The organism is Pseudoalteromonas xiamenensis (assembly GCF_017638925.1).
Classification (GTDB): Bacteria; Pseudomonadota; Gammaproteobacteria; order Enterobacterales; family Alteromonadaceae; genus Pseudoalteromonas; species Pseudoalteromonas xiamenensis.
Genome location: NZ_CP072135.1, coordinates 665,966 through 685,193 on the forward strand (window position 1 = coordinate 665,966; position 19,228 = coordinate 685,193).

8 protein-coding genes and 2 pseudogenes are annotated in these 19,228 nt (G+C 45.5%); 9 read left to right on the top strand and 1 reads right to left on the bottom strand.

Annotated features, from left to right (window positions below):
* Window positions 1-94: 94 nt before the first annotated feature.
* Window positions 95-1,699, bottom strand: a complete 1,605-nt coding sequence (locus tag J5O05_RS20750) for an isocitrate lyase (RefSeq protein WP_208844837.1) — start codon at window positions 1,697-1,699, stop codon at window positions 95-97.
* 235 nt (window positions 1,700-1,934) lie between these two features.
* Between J5O05_RS20750 and J5O05_RS20755 the strand changes: the two are divergent.
* The 9 genes and pseudogenes from J5O05_RS20755 to J5O05_RS20795 all read left to right on the top strand — a co-directional run bounded on the left by J5O05_RS20755 (window position 1,935) and on the right by J5O05_RS20795 (window position 19,225).
* Window positions 1,935-4,107: pseudogene (locus J5O05_RS20755) on the top strand (malate synthase G).
* Window positions 4,108-4,865: 758 nt separating this feature from the next.
* Entirely contained in the window at window positions 4,866-6,020 is a 1,155-nt protein-coding gene (pigA, locus tag J5O05_RS20760; protein WP_208844838.1) for a prodigiosin MBC biosynthesis dehydrogenase PigA, read from the top strand.
* A gap of 1 nt (window position 6,021) precedes the next feature.
* Window positions 6,022-8,049, top strand: coding sequence for a prodigiosin MAP biosynthesis oxidoreductase PigB (gene pigB / locus J5O05_RS20765; protein ID WP_208844839.1), 2,028 nt, complete (start codon window positions 6,022-6,024; stop codon window positions 8,047-8,049).
* On the top strand, window positions 8,046-10,694 hold the full coding sequence (pigC, locus tag J5O05_RS20770; protein ID WP_208844840.1) for a prodigiosin ligase PigC: 2,649 nt from the start codon (window positions 8,046-8,048) through the stop codon (window positions 10,692-10,694). Before pigB ends, pigC begins: the two co-directional genes overlap by 4 nt.
* 168 nt (window positions 10,695-10,862) lie before the next feature.
* Entirely contained in the window at window positions 10,863-13,457 is a 2,595-nt protein-coding gene (gene pigD, locus J5O05_RS20775; protein WP_208844841.1) for a prodigiosin MAP biosynthesis protein PigD, read from the top strand.
* Window positions 13,454-16,004: pseudogene (gene pigE / locus J5O05_RS20780) on the top strand (prodigiosin MAP biosynthesis aminotransferase PigE). The gene pigD and the pseudogene pigE overlap by 4 nt, the downstream one beginning before the upstream one ends.
* Before the next feature lie 10 nt (window positions 16,005-16,014).
* Complete coding sequence (locus J5O05_RS20785; RefSeq protein ID WP_244370120.1) at window positions 16,015-17,052, top strand: acetylserotonin O-methyltransferase; 1,038 nt, start codon at window positions 16,015-16,017, stop codon at window positions 17,050-17,052.
* Window positions 17,046-17,309: an acyl carrier protein gene (locus J5O05_RS20790; protein WP_208844842.1), complete on the top strand. Its 264-nt coding sequence runs from the start codon at window positions 17,046-17,048 to the stop codon at window positions 17,307-17,309. The genes J5O05_RS20785 and J5O05_RS20790 overlap by 7 nt, the downstream gene beginning before the upstream one ends.
* On the top strand, window positions 17,306-19,225 hold the full coding sequence (locus J5O05_RS20795) for an aminotransferase class I/II-fold pyridoxal phosphate-dependent enzyme (RefSeq protein ID WP_208844843.1): 1,920 nt from the start codon (window positions 17,306-17,308) through the stop codon (window positions 19,223-19,225). Before J5O05_RS20790 ends, J5O05_RS20795 begins: the two co-directional genes overlap by 4 nt.
* Window positions 19,226-19,228 lie beyond the last annotated feature (3 nt).

A 19,228-nucleotide genomic window follows, 5' to 3' on the forward strand; every position in this document is an offset into this window, starting at 1 on the left:
TAAAAAGTTGATCTTACGTGTTATGGGTAAAATAAAAGTACTGAAAGTACCTTTGAAAGGGAACTGATTATAACATCCTAGGAGAACACTCCCCTTAGAATTGGTTCATGGTGTTGGCTTCACCGCCTGCTTTAAGCGCATTTTCGCCAGAGAAGTATTCCTTATGCGTGTCACCTATATTTGAACCTGCTAGGTCTTGGTGTTTAACGGATGCTTGTTCGCGACGGATTTCTTGACGCTGAACATCTCGTACGTACGCTAACATCCCTAAGTCACCAAAGTAGCCTTCCGACAGAATATCTGTGCTCAGAGCCGCTGTGTGATACGTTGGTAATGTAATAAGGTGATGGAAAATACCCGCTTCACGAGCGCCATCACGTTGGAACTGTTGTACTAACTCGTCTGCTGCAGCGGCCAACTCTGTTCCATCCATCTCTTTTGCCATTAGAGCTTTGGCATCGGTTGCAGGATTTGGATACGCGCTTAAATCTTTACCTGCCGCTTTCCAGTCAGAATAAACTTGCTCGCGGAATTTCAGTGTCCAGTTAAAGCTTGGAGAATTGTTGTAGACCAATTTAGCGTTTGGCACTTGCTCGCGCACTCGATTCACAAGTTCTGCAATTTGTTTCACGTTTGGCTTTTCAGTTTCAATCCATAACAGATCTGCGCCAGCCTGTAAGCTTGTAACGCAATCTAGTACTACGCGGTCTTTTTCTGTACCTTCTCGGAATTGATATAGCCCATTGTCTAAACGCACAGGTTTGCACAGTTCGCCGTTCAATTTAATGGCCATATCGCCTTCTTCTAAATCAGCAATATTCGTGATTGGTGTCGTGTCTAAAAACGCGGTGTATTGACTTGCTAAATCACCTGGGCGACGTGATACCGGTACTTTCTGAGTCAGGCTTGCCCCTAGAGAATCAGTACGCGCAACAATTACACCGTCTTCTACGCCAAGCTCCAAGAACGCGTAGCGTACGGCGTTAATTTTCGCCAAGAAGTCTTCGTGTGGCACTGTAACTTTACCCGCTTGGTGTCCACACTGTTTTGCATCAGACACTTGGTTTTCAATTTGGATAGCACATGCGCCGGCTTCAATCATCTTCTTCGCGAGTAAATAGGTTGCTTCCTCATTCCCAAAACCTGCGTCGATGTCTGCAATAATTGGTACAACATGCGTTTCGAAGTTGTCGATTTTAGCAAGTACTGCATCAACATCACCACCGGTTGCACGCGCCAAATCAAGCTCTTTGTAAAGATGGTCTAGCTCTCGAGCGTCAGCCTGTTTCAAGAAGGTATAAATCTCTTCGATGAGCGCTGGAACAGAGGTTTTCTCGTGCATACTTTGATCCGGAAGTGGTCCAAATTCTGAACGAAGCGCAGCGACCATCCAACCACTTAAATATACGTAAGCGCGCTTAGTTGTTTTTCTGTGACGCTTTACGGCCATCAACATTTGTTGTGCAACGAAACCATGCCAGCAACCAAGCGACTGAGTGTACTGAGCCGAATCTAAGTCATAGGCTGCCATATCTTCGCGCATGATTTTCGCTGTATATTTTGCGATGTCTAAACCCGTTTTAAAGCGGTTTTGTAAATTCATGCGGTTTGCAAATTCTGGGTCGATAGATTTCCACGTGTTGCCTTGACGTTCACAAAGCGTAGCAAACGTATCTAGTTGTGTTTGGTAGCGAGTCATAATCGGTATCCTTTGAACGGGTAAACAGTAATTTCAAACTTAAACCTTGCGCTAACTGGGTAGAGTGAGAGGTCCCGTAGCGCTTAATTACAACCTAGGCCTGTTTTAATGATTTTTTAAATTTATAGTTGTTATTCTGGCTATATCTTTTGTGAATGGCGAAGGTGATTTGTTTTTGGGCATTTTCGGGTATGGTTTTTAATAACCCGTTCAAAATTACGTGAAGGAATTGCTCATGACTAACATGGTGCAACATGCAGGACTCTCAATCCACCCTGCGCTTTATCAGTTTATTAACCAAGAAGCTTTGCCTGGCTCGGGCATTGCTGTTGATGTATTTTGGTCTAAGTTCGCATCGCTTATCACCTCACTTTCGCCGACTAATCGAGTCTCTGTTAGCTAAACGAGACGACTTACAGAACAAAATTGATGAATTTCATCGTGCAAATTCGAGTTATAGCACGGATGAATATCGGACATTTTTAGAGTCTATCGGTTATTTGGTGAGCGAACCTGCCCCTTTTGCGATTCAAACTGAGCACGTCGAACCTGAAATTGCGCTCACTGCAGCACCCCAGCTGGTTGTGCCGGTGAGTAACGCTCGATTCGCCTTAAATGCAGCAAACGCGCGTTGGGGCAGCTTGTATGACGCGCTATATGGCACGGATGTACTCAGTGAAGACGATGGTGCTGAGCGTACGCAAAGTTATAACCCTGTGCGTGGTTTTAAGGTAATGGCTTACGCTAGGCAATTTCTAGACAAAGTCTTGCCGCTGGTCAGTGGATCACACATCGAAAGTACGAATTATGCGCTCATTAATGAAGAGTTGGTCGTGACGTTGCGTGACTCAACGCAAGTGAAACTAGCGAATCCAGCGCAGTTCATCGGCTATCAAGGCCAAATTAACGCACCAACGTGTTTGTTGTTTAAACACAATGGACTGCATATAGAAATACAGTTTGATCCGTTTCACCCTGTCGGAGCAGCAGACAAAGCGGGTATTAAAGACGTTGTTTTAGAAGCCGCAGCAACCACGATAATGGATTGTGAAGACTCCGTTGCTGCTGTGGATGCCGAAGACAAAGTTGGTGTCTACCGTAACTGGCTCGGCTTAATGAAAGGCACGTTAAGTGAAACGTTTGTCAAACAAGGTGCAGCACAAACGCGGACGTTGGCTGCGGACAGGCAATACTATGGTAAATCGCAAGAGCGGATCACGCTAAAAGGTCGCAGTATGATGTTCGTGCGTAACGTCGGACATTTGATGAGTAATGATGCCATTTTAGATGAACAGGGCGAGCCGATATTTGAAGGGATCATGGACGCGATGATCACTTCGTTGTGTGCGCTGCATGATTTACAAGGGAATAGTCCATTTAAGAACTCGAGTGCGGCGAGTATAAACATCGTAAAACCTAAAATGCATGGCCCTGAAGAGGTTGCATACACAAATCAAATCTTTGCAGCGGTTGAAGATGCGCTTTCGCTTCCTCGTTTTACCCTCAAAATGGGAATAATGGATGAAGAGCGTCGCACATCTGCAAATTTAAAAGCCTGTATTTTTGAAGCTAAGCATCGTGTTGTGTTTATCAATACTGGTTTTTTGGATAGAACGGGTGATGAAATTCACACATCGATGTTAGCCGGACCTGTATTGCCTAAGGGCAAGATCAAAGGTGAACCTTGGATCACGGCATATGAAGATAGAAATGTGGACATCGGTTTATCGTGTGGATTCCAGCATAAGGCTCAGATAGGTAAAGGAATGTGGCCTATTCCAGATAAAATGGCGATGATGATGGAGCAAAAAATAGGGCATCCTCAATCCGGTGCAAATACGGCTTGGGTTCCCTCTCCAACTGCAGCGACACTGCATGCATTGCATTACCATCAGGTTGACGTATTTGACGTGCAGAACCAGCTAAAAACACGCCAAGAAGCTTCTTTAGCTACTTTGTTGACTCCGCCGTTGATGCATTCTGTTTCATTAAGTAAAGAAGATATTCAAGCCGAGTTAGACAACAACGCTCAAGGTATTTTGGGCTACGTGGTTCGTTGGATAGACCAAGGCGTTGGCTGTTCTAAAGTACCGGATATTAATCACGTGGGCTTAATGGAAGACAGAGCGACACTGCGTATATCAAGCCAGCACATTGCAAATTGGTTGTTTCATGGTATTTGCACCAGAGCTCAAGTGGAATCAACGTTTGCAAAAATGGCAGGGGTCGTCGATGGGCAAAATGAACACGATGCTGCCTATCAGCCGATGGCAAAAACAGAAGAAGGCCTACTTACTAACTTAGCCTACCAAGCGGCGCTGGCGCTTGTCTTCGAAGGTACGCAGCAACCGAATGGTTATACTGAACCGCTGTTACATGCGTTCCGTAAACGGTATAAAGCACACTAAAACCTCTAACATTAAACAAGGCCTCGGAAGAGGCTTTTTTATTCCTTATTAGCGGGAATGAGTGTAAATCGTCCCTGCTGTTGCTTGCTTTTATTTACAATATGTCCTGTTCTGCGTCTTTTGTTTGACTGACAATTTCCTATAAGCCCAATCTTAAACAAACGCTATCGTTCGGCACATAAAGCCTAGTACTGCCCCTCTGTATGTAAAATATGCGTAAAATTTATTCAAGTTAAAAATCGGTCATGCAAGTACAGCAGTGAGCAATTATTGGCTAAGTCTGCAAGTTGTCATTTTTTTGTTAACGAGGCTATTGCGATTTTGGTAAAAACAATATTGGCCAATAATTTATTTTTTTCCCTAAATTACAAACAACTAGAAAATCACAGAGTTGCATAAAACGAAATAATGGGTTTTGGAGGTAGTGATAAAGTATTGGGTTTTTATGTTGTTGCGAAGGTTATAAAGTCAGAAAATGCCGATTTTTAACGTCTTTACTCTGTGTTTTCAATCACTTTAATAATTTCGTTTAACATTATCAAATGACGATTTCGTGACGAATGCTTTTAATAAATATTATAAAATACAGAAGGTTGTCTTGATACAGGACAAATGTGAAACAAATATGGATAAATCAAATATTACAAAATAAAAACAATTAAAAAACACAGTTAACATTATTGACACAAGTGCAGCGGAATCCTCATAATACGTCCTCATTGAAAGGATTGATTTATTAATTTCAAAAGTGGACTGCTATGGATTTTGCTATTACTAGCTATCAACAATCGCTCTACGATTCAGCCTTGCGCTTTTCACAAGAAGTCTTGGATAAAGGTGCTGCAACAAGGCTGTCAAAACATGCCTTTGACAAACAACTTTGGCAAAAAGCTGCTGAGTTTGGATTCGCGGGACTTCCTATTGACGAAATGTATTGTGGTTCTGGGTTGAACGTACAAAACACCATGTTAATGGTTGAAGCGCTCGGTAAGGGCAGTCGAGATCTCGGTTTGGCGTTTTCTATGTGCGCGCACCTGTTCGCGTGTGTTATGCCATTGGCTCGATTCGGCTCTACGTATTTAAAACAAACGTACCTTGAGGCATTAAGCACTGGCGGCATGATAGCGGCCAATGCGGCAACAGAGCCAACGGCTGGTTCTGATATCTATGCGATGGCTGCTACCGCAAAGAAAGTGGATGGTGGTTACCTCTTAAATGGTCAAAAGACATTTATCACAAATGCCCCTGTCGCTGACGTCTTTATTGTCTACGCCAAAACTGCACCTGAATTTGGCTTTATGGGGGTGTCTTGCTTTTTGGTTGAGAAAAGTGCGGCAGGTCTAAGTGTGGGGGCGAATCATCCTAAAGATTGTTTAAGTACCTGTCCTTGGAGTGATGTGTTTTTTGATGATGTGTTTGTGCCGGAGACTCACCTCATTGGTAGCGAAGGTGCGGGCGGCGCGATATTTCATGACTCAATGATTTGGGAAAAAGGCTGCTTGTTTGCGTTGTTTGCAGGTGCGCTTGAGCGAATTGTCGAAAGTACCATCGAATACGCGAAAGAGCGTAAACAATTCAAAAAACGCATAGGTCATTTTCAATCAGTGTCCAATCGCATCATCGACATGAAACTCCGTCTTGAGCAGTGCAAATTGATGCTTTATCGCGCAGGTTGGAAGTATGACCAAGGTTTAGACGCGGAAATGGACATTGCAATGAGCAAAATGTTGATTTCTGACTACGCCGTACAATCGGCGCTCGATGCCATACAAACCTTTGGCGGCAGTGCGATGGACAGAGAAATGGGCATTATCCGCCAACTACTTGATGTACTGCCGAGTAGAACTTTTTCAGGAACTAATGATATTCAGCGCGAAATTATCGCGCGTAAGCTTGGGCTAAGGAGTGCATAGCATGGTTATTCAACGTATTTTTGCGGTTCTATATATGTTAGCTGGGATTGGCAAAGCGTTTCCTGCGCTTGAAAATGTTCCGGAGATACTCGCGCGTGCGGCAAAAGCAAATGAAGGAACTTGGTATTATGCACCAAGTCTATGGTTTGCTGAGCATGGCATGTTTATGTCTACACTTGTCGGCATCTGTTTGTTCGGTTCTGGTTTAGCGCTTTGGCTTAATCCTCGTTGGGTAAAGCGAGTGATATATGCGCAGTTAGCGATGATGGTGGTCTTTATGACAATCCTGCACCGTGCCGAACCGAAAGTTCTATTTTTAGATAGTATTTTTATCCTTGCATCGCTTTATTTCTTGCGTATACAGCACCAGCGTTTGCCAAAGCTTAAGGCGCTTCTGAGCAAAAAATTCTCAGAGCCAAAAAGCTTGAAACGACCAGAGTCAAATGTGTTTGATAGCCAGTACGATGTTGTCATTGTGGGTGGTGGTGTATCGGGGTTGACCGCGGCGAGTGAATTTGAAGACGCGAGAGTGTTAGTGCTTGAAAAGAGTCCAACATTTGGGGGCAATGCGCGCTTTCACTTGCATGATAACTTAAAGTACCCAACCGCAGGGGTTTGTTTTCAGGAACCACAACCTGGCTCGCAAATGGCTGCATTGTTGAAAAAGCTTGGATTAGCCGATGCATACAAGAACAGTGCTGCAGCCACGTTAGTGTTTTTTGACACGAAGTTGTTATTAAGTTCAATCCTTGAGGTCACTGTTGGCTTCTTAAAATTTCCGAGTTATCTGATTAAACCTTCGGTGTGGGCTTTGACGGGGCAATTGTTGAAAAACGCCTTGATTGGTAAGCCTTATGTGGTTTCACCGAAGCAATTGGGCGACCCTATCTTTGCTGACCTTTATCAATTCTTAGACAATTTTCATCCGAGTAAACCGCTTTATCCAGCTGTACCATTTGTTGAGAACGACGCATGGTCTCAAACCGATATGGCTGTCATGGACAAAATGTCTTTGTATACCTACTTGTTTGATGAAGCAAATCGACCAGAACTACCAGATCACCTAGTGCCACCTAAAAAATTGGGCAAATTGGTTGAAAATGCCGTTGAGACAACGCTTCGTGTTGAGTGCTTAGATATCCACCAAGTGTCCGCGTATGTTGGCTTGCATTTTTTGGTTGGTTATCTGCGAGGCAATTTAGTCACCTTAGCTGGCGGTAATGGCAACATTAGTAGTGCATTGAACAATTATTTGAGCACGAAGAAAAATGTCACGCTGGCGAATGAGGCGAAGGTGACTGCGCTTGAGAACATCAATGAGGGTGTGCAGATTGCGTTTGAACGAGGAGAACAGGCGTTCACTATTGTGGCCAAACAACTTATTTGGGCTGCACCGAAGCCTGCGTTTACCGCGCTTTTCGACGATATTCCAAAAGCACAACTGGACGCAATTCAAGCAATCCGACACGAAGATTATTATCTCGCTAACGCATTACTGACCAAACCAGTAATGACCTCTTCATTCGGTGGTTACATGATTGAGCCGGCACCGAAAAATTCACCTTTCTCGTGGTGCCGAGCTGGTACGTGTTTAGTGGCGAACTGGATGGATGACACCACGAAAAGCAATGTCGGGGTATTAACAATGCTCAAGCCGACGACTCGAGATGAGCGCCAAGGACAGACAGCGAAAGAGGATTTCTTTGGTCTACAACAACAAAGTTACTTTGAGATTGCTCGAGTGCTTGAGAACCAAGGTATTAATCCGAACATCGTTGAAGACATTCAAATTTGGTATTGGCCACAAGGTACCGTTACATCCGTGATGGGTCAGCAAGCGCAGCAACTATTTGAAACGGCAAGTCAGTCAATCGGTCACATTCATTTTGCCAACCAAGACAGTATTGGCGTTGGTAACATCGAAAGTGCTATTGCGGCTGCACATATTGCGGTTAAGCGTGTTCGTGACGCGGTTCAACCTCACCTATCTAATCAAGACAAGCGCGACACTTCGGAGGTAGTTTTATGAGTTCTTCATACGTCGTAGAAATTACGGGTAATAACACGCTAGAAAGGACGAGTCTCGGTGGTAAAGCACACTCGCTAAATCACTTAGTACAGGCTGGTTTACCAGTACCGCCAGCGTTTTGTGTGACTGCACACGCCTATGAACAGTTTATCGGTGACGCAGTGCCAAGCGAAGTGATGAATAGCGGTGATCTTGAGCAAATTCGCAGCGCGATTCTTGAGGCTAATTTACCGGATGCTATTCGTGATGCAATTGTCTCAGCGTATGAGCATTTGGGGTCAAGTAGCGATGTTGCCGTGCGCTCGTCAGCTCTGGATGAAGATGGTCAAAGTCAGTCTTTTGCGGGTCAATATGAAACGTACCTACACATCAATGGGCAAGAAGCGGTATTGAATAAAGTGCAAGCGTGTTGGGCTTCGCTTTGGGCTGAACGCGTCGCGGGTTATCGCAACGCAGATGCCTCACAAACGGCCATTGCCGTTGTACTGCAAACGATGGTGGCAGCTGATTGTGCAGGCGTTTTGTTTACACGCGATCCAATCTCAAACCGCGAAGATCGATTGGTTATTGATGGTTGTTGGGGATTAGGAGAAGGCGTCGTCTCTGGGCAGGTTTCTACGGATACCTTCACGTTAGACAAAGTGAGCGGAGAATGTGTTGAAAAACAATTGCGTCACAAATCTCATTATTGTGTACGCCAAGAAAATGGTCACATTGCACTGGTTGAAACACCAACAGAGAAGCGCGACAGTGCCTGTTTGACGGCGCACCATTTAGAGCAATTGTGGACACTTGCAAAGCAAGCTGAAACGCTTTATGGCTGTGCATTGGACATCGAGTGGGCAGTAAAAGACGACAAAGTTTGGTTGCTGCAAGCGCGTCCTGTAACGACCACCAATCAAGCGTCGGGTGTTGTCTATGCAAACCCATGGGAAGCGTCTCAGTCAATCAAAGATGGTGCGTTCTTCTCTCGTATGGACACGGGGGAAATCGTTACAGGATTGATGACGCCGCTTGGTCTGTCATTTTGTGAGTTTTACCAAAAACACATTCATGGCCCAGCGGTCAAAACGATGGGGTTAGCTGATATTGGTGATTGGTCTATTTACATGGGCTACATCCAAGGTCAGGTTTATCTCAATATTTCTGGTTCTGCGATGTTGCTACGTCAATGTCCTCCAACACGCGATCAGATGAAATTCACCACGCGTTACGCAACGTCAGATATCGACTTTACGAATTACAAAAACCCGTATGGCGAAGGTGTCGATGGATGGGCATACACGAAAAGTGCATGGCATTGGTTAAAACAACAAGTCCACAACATGCGTACAGCAGGGAAAACCGTTGAAAACATGATTTCGCTTCGCGAAAGAGAAACCAAACGCTTCCTTGCTATGGACTTAGCGAGTCTTTCTTTGGCGGAATTGAATACGGAATTAAAACGTATTGATGGCTACTTCTTGGAAAGTTGTGCTGCGTACATGCCGTTCTTTTTACAATCGTTTGCCCTTTATGACGCACTTGCTGAAACCTGTCAGCATTATTTGCCAAACGAAGGTAATGGATTACAGAACCGCATTAAAGCATCGATGAACAACCTTCGTACCATTGAAGTGACGCGCGGTATCCTCGACTTAGTGGATGTTGTTGCGCCAAACGCAGAACTACGTTCGCTGTTCATGGCCACAGAAGCGGATGAGTTAGTAAAAATTCTACCCGAACACCCATTAGGTAAGGTGTTCTGGAACAATGAATTTGAAGCCTTTTTAGCTGAGTTTGGCTCGCGTGGTCGCCAAGAGTTTGAATTGAGCTTGCCTCGTTGGCGCGATGACCCAACTTATTTGCTTCAAGTAATGAAAATGTATTTAGAGCATCCGGTTGATTTAGAAGCTAAATTGGCACAAACCGAAGCACTTCGACAAGCCGACAGCGATGCTCTACTAAATGCAATGCCTTGGCTTGGACGCTTCAAACTTAAAAACATCATTAAGTTATACGGTGTGATGGCTGAACGACGTGAGGCGACGCGTCCAACGTTTATCACCGAAACATGGTTCTATCGCAAAATCATTCTTGAAGTCCTTGGTCGTCTAGAGAATCAAGGGATCGTGTCAAAAGATGATTTGCCGTACATCGACTTTAACCAATTCCGTGCATACGTTGCCGGCGAAATTGCGCCGCAAGAGGCATTTTCTCAAAAATTGCTGGACGCGAATCGCCACGCTCACTTATTGAATGTACATGCTGAAGAACCTCCAATGTGCATCATCGGTGGCTATACACCAAAGGTCAAAGCTTCAGTGGCCGAGGGCCAAAATTCATTTAATGGACTTGCCGCAAGTCCTGGAAAAATTGTAGCTAAGGCCCGTGTCATTACAGATTTACAAACGCAAGCCAAAGAGCTGAAACCAGGCGAAATTCTCGTGGCGAAATACACAGATGCGAGTTGGACACCACTTTTTGCCTTGGCGGCGGGTGTTATCACAGACATTGGTTCGACACTTTCTCATAGCTGTATTGTCGCGAGGGAATTCGGTATTCCCGCGGTGGTCAATTTACACCATGCAACAACGGCGATTGAAAGCGGCGATACCTTAATCCTCGACGGTGATGAGGGCGTGGTCATTATTCAACGCGAGTAACTTACATCTTGAGTCCTGTGGGGGTGTAAACCCCCTTTACAAGATAGCCAATTTCAACAAGCAACAAACGGATGGCGGGCATAGGTATGCCAAGCCACTGTAGGCTTTGTCGTGCCTAAAAAGCCGTCAACGCCGACGAAACCTAGATGGCAGCATAAGGAATTCATCATGACAACCATGATAGGAAAAACAACGTCAGCATCACACCTCTATGAGCAAGTGTGGCATGCCAACGAAGCCACAACGACGAATTCAAAGAAAGACACCATTACGGTGGGCGTAGTTGTTGTAACGAAAGATCCTGCATTTTTTCAAACGGGTCTGGGTGTGTTGAATGACATTCGAGATTATGTGTTCAAACGTGTTCAAATTTCAGCTGAGATCCCATTAAAGCTTTCAGCACTTGCACAGAGCGAGCTGTATTCTGAAGCAAAAGAAAAAGCGATCCATTTTCTTCGCAACCAAAAGAAAACCATCAATATTGAAGTGATCCAATGTGCCAGTTTAGCGGAAGCGACGGGTCGCATCATTCATGCTAACGCGTTAGCCGAGCACCCTGAATTTCAAGTAGGCATGGTGTTTTATGATCAAACATCATTGGGGTATACCGACGATAAAATTGATCAAATAGACCGCGACCTTGATGCGTTTTACCGCGCAATGCACAAAGTAGGTATACCAGCGTTCTATTCTACCTTCTCAACTGTCACATTTATCCGTGACCTACGCACACCAATTCGCTACTTACCACAGCAATATCGTGAAATTGTGCGTTCAGAAGACCCTGGTACCTTCCAAACGGAGCTGCTGTGTTTGTGGATGGATTTCTTTGAAATGAATTACACGAACCGTCGAGTGAAACCTACAGGTTGTGCCGAGCCTCACAATACATTAGGCGAAGAGCTTATTAAGTTTTTTGGTCGTACGGCACCGGGTAATTGGCTTGTGTCCTATTTCACGGGATCCGTTGTGTCAAACTTGATAGGTCACTTAGACCGACATGCTTCAACACAAGGCGGCCTTGTACTGCGTGGTCAGAATGAACATGCAATTGCATGTGGTGCAATTGCGAACTGGCAGCTCTACCGTAAACCGTTTTTAGCCGTGGTGACATCGGGTATGTTGGACGAGTTTAAGGGGACATTAATCAACTTAAAAGAAACGGCTGCACAAGGGATTATCGTTGCTGCAGAGAACCGATTAAGCCAGTGGTACAGTTTCCAAGGCACGATCACGGCAACAGAAGATACCCGCCAAGTATTTGAAGCACGTGGGATCCCTTACGTATACATGGATGAAGTTGAAAACATGACCGCGGATTTGGCGCGTGCATTTGAATTGTTCCATCAAGGCAAAGGGCCGGTTGTAATCCTAGCTACTCAAAACGTGCTTGAGTCCTCATTGCCACTGGATAAAGCCATTGAAGAATTCATCCCTGAAGTGATTGAAAATGAGCAAGTTGCTCTTCAATCTGATGCGCTCAAGCAGGCAATTGATTTGGTCAACAACGGACCCGAGAAATTGGTGTGGCAGTTAGGTCCAGTGACGGAAGATGAATATGCGCTAGTTCATGAAATTGCTGAACAAGCGGGTATCGCGTTAGTTGACACCTTAGCGCACCCAGGTTCTGTACCGAAATATTACCAAGGAAAGCGCAATCCGCATTTCTTGGGAACGTTGGCGATTTACGGCTATACGCCAAAGGTCTATCACTTCTTCCATACCAACGACAAACTCAATGAGCTGTCTGAGCAAAGCTTATTTATGATTAAAAGTCGTGTGGCACAAGTGGCGACGCCATTCTCTGATGCGCGTTTAGAACGTAAAGTTCACGTGGTTCAAGTAACGCATAACGAACGCCATTTGTCGCCTTATGCAGACGTTCAAGTAAATATGAATTGCTTGGCGTTTTTGCAGGCTATCAAAGATAACTTAAACGTCTCTGACGAGTTGAAAGCAAAACGCGTTGCGAACATTCACAGCTACGTGGATTCACAATCGGATGTGATCAGTAAGCTCCCTACCCTTCCGATGTCGCCTAACTACTTCTTTAGTCAACTGAACGGCGTCGTAGAGTCGCTCATTGAACAAGAAGGTTTCGATTACACGGGGGTATATGATGTGGGTCGCTGCGGTATTTCAGCCGTTCGTAACGTTGCGAAAACACGTCGAGGTTTCTCGGGCTGGTACGGGCGTGCACTGATGGGCGATGCTCTACTTGCATCTACCTACCTCGCGTTCACGAGTAACACGAACGTAATCGCGTTTATCGGCGATGGCGCAAAAGGTATTGTGCCTGACATTTTACCTAGCTTTATCGACAACATTTTAAGCCACCCTGAACTTTTGGATAAAAGCATCACGGTATTTTACTTCTGTAATGGTGGCTTGTCGGTGATCAACACTTACCAAGAACGCATTTTGTTTAACCGTACTTCTCGCCAAATGCGTTTGGTGAATATTGACCAACCTGAGTATTCACTCGATGTTGGTGATTTCACGGTTCAAAACAAAACGCTGACTCGATTCGATGAAACGTCTATTCGTGAAGCGCTCACCTCAAAACGCCGACTGAATTTATTCTCTGTTGTGCTTGGCCACAACAACGAAGGCGATGGCATGTCATTGGCGACAGCGAAGGGCTGGCAACGCGATCCTGGCGATTTGGCTGAGCTAGAAGCCCGTCGTGCACAGGCTCAATTATCAGAGACTCAACACAGCCCGACATTTGAAGATAGTACCCAACAAGGAGTGTCACTATGAAGTTTGGATTTATTGCACACCCGACGTCCGTAGGGCTGAAACGCTACGTAAAAATGCTTGATTTGTTGCAGCGTCATACTAATGAGCAACACAACGGATATAAGCGCGACGAGTGGTCAAAGTCGAATCTTGTTTCATTCATGAATTTTGCCAAAATCACCTCAGCCAGTGGAGCTACGTGTGAAGGCTTGGTGAAATACATGCCATTGACAGCAGAAGAGATGCTGGCAGATCCTCGGGCAATAGCGAATCGAGTCCTCGCTGGGATAGAAGAATTGCATTCGGATGGCGCTGAACTCGTGGGCCTTGGTGGATTTACGTCTATCGTTGGTCGTCGTGGTGAGGCCACGGCTGCCAAAGCCCCTGTACCGGTAACTTCAGGGAATTCACTGACCACGTATGCAGGTTATAAAGCGATGATGCAAATCACCTCATGGCTTGATGTGAACCCTGAGATGCAGACCATAGGGGTTGTTGGCTACCCTGGCTCAATTTGTTTGGCATTGAGTCGCTTGCTTCTTGCAGAAGGGTTTAACCTCGCATTACTTCACCGGGCATCACACACGGATAAAGCGGAACTGCTATCACATTTACCTGAAAAATATCACCATCGCGTGACGCTCACTGGTAACCCTGAAGACCTTTACTCTGAGTGCAAATTGTTTGTCGGCGCGACTTCGGCAGGTGGCATTATAGATGTAGAAGCACTTCAGCCCGGCTCTATTTTTATCGATGTAGCATTGCCTCGCGATGTGAATGTGAATGAACGTCCTGCACGTGACGATTTTCTAATTATCGATGGTGGCTGTGTGACTGCAACAGATGCGGTGAAACTGGGTGGTGAATCGTTAAATGTCACTATTAAGCAACAGCTCAATGGTTGTATGGCCGAAACTATCGTGCTTGCGCTCGAAGGTCGTGCAGAAACTTTCTCGCTTGGCCGTTATTTGCCTCCAGAGCAAGTACTTGAAATTGGTGAACTTGCCGAGAAACACGGTTTTTACGCCTACCCATTGGCATCGTTTGGTGAAAAAATTGATGCCCAGCACGTGACGAATTTAAAGCGTTACTACCATCAAGATATTTATGGGCAATCGAATAGCGAGACAAAAACGCTCGAATTCATCGATGCGGTGATCCACGCCTCACCTTCTCGCGAAGATACACTAGACCGTCACCACCAATTCGTGAACCCGATGTTGGTTGAATTTTTAAAGCAGCAGCGTTGCGATCACGTTTTCAATCAAGCCCATGGCACTTCGCTAAGTACGGTCAATGGTGAAACGTACATGGATATGGTTGCAGGGTATGGCTGTTTGAACTTAGGTCATAATCCGACAGCAGTGACGAAGGCTGTAAGTGATTACTTGCAATCACAGAGTACTCAACTTTATTCAATACATCTCTATCCCAGAACAAACGGCAAAACTCGCGGAAGTATTGTGCCACGTAGCACCAGGTAACATGGGGAAAGTCTTTTTCAGTAACTCAGGGACTGAAGCAGTCGAAGCGGCAATCAAACTGGCAAAAGCCGCAACGGGTAAAGCAGGGATTGCTTATCTGAAAAACAGCTACCATGGAAAAACATTAGGTGCATTGTCCCTTACCGGACGAGAAAAACATCGTAAGTTTTTCCAGCCGTTATTAAGTGACATGGTCGAAGTACCATTTGCTGATTTAGACGCGCTGCGTGTTGCGTTGTCACGTGAGGATGTCGGTGCCTTTATTCTTGAGCCTATCCAAGGTGAAGGCGGCGTACATGTGCCACCGGAAGGTTACTTACAAGCCGTACAAGCGTTGTGTAAGGAAACGGGCACATTATTGATGGTCGATGAAATTCAAACGGGGCTTGGCCGCACGGGTAAGCTGTTCGCCTGTGAGTGGGAAGGTATTGAACCAGATGTGATCATGCTTTCTAAGTCACTCTCCGGCGGCATAATTCCTATTGGTGCCACATTATGTAAAAACAACGTTTGGCAAGCGGCTTACGGCACATCTGACCGCTTTTTACTTCATACATCAACCTTTGGCGGCGGTAATATTGCCTCTGTTGCTGCCCTTGCGGCGATTCGTGAAATTATTGCCACAGACTTACCAAAACGCTCTGAAGAGCTTGGTGGGTATTTCAAAGCACAATTGCAAGCGGTTGCGGATAAGTACCCGTTTGTTTCTGAAGTTCGTGGTCGCGGTCTCATGTTGGGAATTCAATTTGAGCAAACGTTCGATGGTGCTGTTGCAGCCTCTGCTCGAGAGTTCGCTACCCGCTTACCGGGTGATTGGCACACCACATGGAAATTCTTGCCAGATCCTGTTCGCGAACATTTACAAGCGGCCATGACGCGCATGGAACAATCATTAGGTGAAATGTTCTGTCTGAAATTTGTGACCAAGTTCTGTATTGATCATCAAATTTTAACGTTCGTTACCGCGAACAGTTCAACGGTTATCCGTATTCAACCCCCACTGATTATCTCAAAGGACGAAATCGATCGCTTCGTCAGTGCTTTTGCCACTGTTTGTGAAGAAATGTCCACATTTTTAGACTAAGGAAGTTTTTATGACACTCAACAAACAAGACGTAGTAAACCACATGATGGGCTTTTTTCAGGCAAAAGCCGTCACTTCTGCGCTTTCATTAAAAGTATTTGACCACTTTAAAAAAGGTGGCCTAAACGCGCAGCAAGTTGCAGCGAAAATTGCAAGCCCAGTGCGTTCCACCGAACAATTGCTTATCGCATTGCATGCGATGGGGTATTTGCAAAAGGACGGCGATATGTACGTATTGCCAGAAGAACATCACGCGTTTTTGTTAAGCGACCAGCCGTTATGGTTGGGTTGGCTGGGACGCCATATTGATACATTCCTTTACCCGCTTTGGGAGCAATTACCAGAAGCAGTAAAAACCGACTCTAATCAACGTGAAGCGGTCTTTGGTGACAATCGCAGTTGGTTTGACATTTTGTATCAAAACCCAGATGACGTTGCTGACTTCCAAGAGTTTCTTGGCAAATTCGCTCAGCCTTTCATTGAAGGGTTTGTTAATCAGTACGATTTCTCTCAGCATCGCGCCTTTCTCGACATTGGCAGTGGTATCGGTTCGCTACCAATCGCCGTTGCGAATGCTTTCCCTGACGTAAAACTCGCGATTTGTGAATTGCCACAGGCGTCGGCGTTCCTACGCGATAAATTGGGTTCACAAGGCTACGGCGAGCGTATCGATGTAGTCGAAGGCGATGTGATCAAAGGCTATTTACCGATTGGCGATTTTGATCTCATCCATTTGGGTTGGATGTTGCACGATTATGCGCCGGATACGCAAGTGACCATTTTACGCAATATCTATAATGCGATGCCGGAGGGCGGCCGTTTTATCGCGTCAGAAACCCCGTTGAATGATGACAAATCTGGTCCTGAATTCACCGCACTGCTTTCATTGAACATGTTGGTATCGACGGATGGTGGTATTGAAAGTAGCACTTCTGAATACCTTGAACGATTCAAACAGGCTGGATTTAGCAACGCACGTATTTTGGAAATCCCGAGCCTCGTATGCTCATTGTGGGCGAAAAAACAGCGTAAGGAAGCACTATGTTGAAAGAAAAATTAACGGACTTTATCGCCACGCAGTTTCTTGATGGTGAACGCGACGGGCTTGAATTAGATACGCCTTTGTTTGAACTAAACATTGTTGATTCAGCGGCTATTTTCGATCTTGTCGATTTTCTTAAAGCTCAGACCAATTTAAACATTGGCATGCAGGATATTCACCCTGGGAATTTCGCAACAATTGCTGCAATGGTCTCGCTATGTGATTCCCTACAACACAACCAGACACAAGGAGCGACGGCATGAGTGAACAAGCACAATCGCACCACGCTATTACAAACGTGACCATCAAGACTTTTGCAACGTTAACGGAATACGCCCCCGAGCAATTGGATACAACCAGTCACTTAGAAAATGATTTTGGTATCGATTCAATCGCGCTTGCTGAAGTCATGGCGGCACTAACCAAGGAATTTGCGTTAGAAACGCCTCTGACAACGCAAGGTGTAGAAACAATTTCAGATGTCATTGGTAAGCTAAGTGCATTGGGTGTCCAGATCGCGGCACAAAATGCAAAAGAAACGTCGTTTGTTGACGTTGATTGGCTTAAGTCGCAAGTTTACGAGGTTGTTTCTGAATTTAGCGGATATGCTACGTCGGATTTGAATGATCATGCTGAAATTGAAAGTGATCTTGGTATTGATTCAATTACTATCGTGTCTGCTCAAGGCGAGTTATTGAAGCGTTTGAATTTACCAGAATCAACGACGCTTGCTACGGCGAAAACCTTGGCTGAGCTTCACGCTACACTCGATGCGTTGGTGAAATCACACCATGGTGACGCTTGGCAATTTGAAGGCGGCGCTCACGCGAATAATGCACAAGCGACAACCGAGGAATCAAACGAAGAAAAAGTACACACTATCGAAGTGGGCGATGGTGACACGCGCACGATGCGAGATTTTGTTGGTCTCCAACATCCTGATTTGTTCCACAAAGCACGTGAATTCAAGACGTTCTATGAGCGTAAGAAAGAACAACAATTGTTCTGGTACGGCATGCCACTTGAAACACCGTGTAAGAATCGTGCGGTGATCTTTGACGAAACAACGGGTCAAAGCCGTGAGTTTTTGATGTTCGGTTCTAACAGCTATTTAGGTTTATCAAACCATCCTGAAGTCATTGCGGCTATCCAAGACGCGGCGGGAAGTTTTGGTGCGACCAATACCGGTTGTCGCATTATTGCTGGCAGTAACGTTTTGCACTTAGAGCTTGAGCGCAAATTGGCGAAACTTAAAGGTCGTGAAGGCTGTATCGTTTACCCTTCAGGTTATTCTGCAAACCTTGGCTGTATTTCCGCGCTAACGGGGAAAAACGACATCGTGTTTACGGATGCTATCAACCACATGAGTATTCAAGATGGCATTAAACTCTCTGGTGCTCAGCGTAAAATCTACAACCATTCACTGACCAGTTTAGAGAAATCGCTCGCGAAATACGCCGATCATCCGGGTGGTAAACTCATCGTCACAGATGGTGTGTTTAGTATGCATGGTGATGTGGTTGATCTTCCTCGTCTAATGAAGCTTGCGGAGCGTTATGGTGCACGGGTTTTGGTTGATGATGCACACTCGACAGGGGTATTGGGGAAAACGGGGTCGGGTACGACTGAGCACTTCAATATGAAAGGTCAGGTCGACATCGAACTGGGCACAATGAGTAAAGCGTTGTCAGGACTTGGCGGATTTGTGTGTGCTGACGGTGATGTCGTCGACTTCTTACGTTTCTATTCAAATTCGTATGTGTTTGCTGCAACAATCCCTGCGCACGTGGCGGCGGGTGTAATTGCATCTATTGACATTATGCTAAGAGAACCTGAGCGCTTAACGCAGCTTTGGGACAACATTTATTATTTCCGTACGATGTTGCTGCAAGCAGGTTTCGACCTTGAAAACTCTGACTCGGCGATTGTTCCTATTGTGGTTGGTGATGATGCGAAGACGTTGGCCTTCGGCCGCGCGGTTCGTGCACGAGGTATGTATTGTCAGACGGTTGTTTTCCCGGGAGTCAGTGTGGGTGATGCACGCTTACGTATCAGTATTACCAGCGAACACACGAAACAAGACTTGGATGAAGCCTACGCGATTCTAGTCGAAGCGGCACTTGAGGTTGGTGTACCAATCAGCTTTGGAAGTGCAAACAGCCATCAGTTAAAAGCTTAACCA

Excerpts from the sequence above, each read along its gene's own strand:
- J5O05_RS20750 (WP_208844837.1), bottom strand. The coding sequence starts at position 1,699 with ATGACTCGCTACCAAACACAACTAGATACGTTTGCTACGCTTTGTGAA.
- pigA (WP_208844838.1), top strand. The coding sequence starts at position 4,866 with ATGGATTTTGCTATTACTAGCTATCAACAATCGCTCTACGATTCAGCC.
- pigB (WP_208844839.1), top strand. The coding sequence starts at position 6,022 with ATGGTTATTCAACGTATTTTTGCGGTTCTATATATGTTAGCTGGGATT.
- pigC (WP_208844840.1), top strand. The coding sequence starts at position 8,046 with ATGAGTTCTTCATACGTCGTAGAAATTACGGGTAATAACACGCTAGAA.
- pigD (WP_208844841.1), top strand. The coding sequence starts at position 10,863 with ATGACAACCATGATAGGAAAAACAACGTCAGCATCACACCTCTATGAG.
- J5O05_RS20785 (WP_244370120.1), top strand. The coding sequence starts at position 16,015 with ATGACACTCAACAAACAAGACGTAGTAAACCACATGATGGGCTTTTTT.
- J5O05_RS20790 (WP_208844842.1), top strand. The coding sequence starts at position 17,046 with ATGTTGAAAGAAAAATTAACGGACTTTATCGCCACGCAGTTTCTTGAT.
- J5O05_RS20795 (WP_208844843.1), top strand. The coding sequence starts at position 17,306 with ATGAGTGAACAAGCACAATCGCACCACGCTATTACAAACGTGACCATC.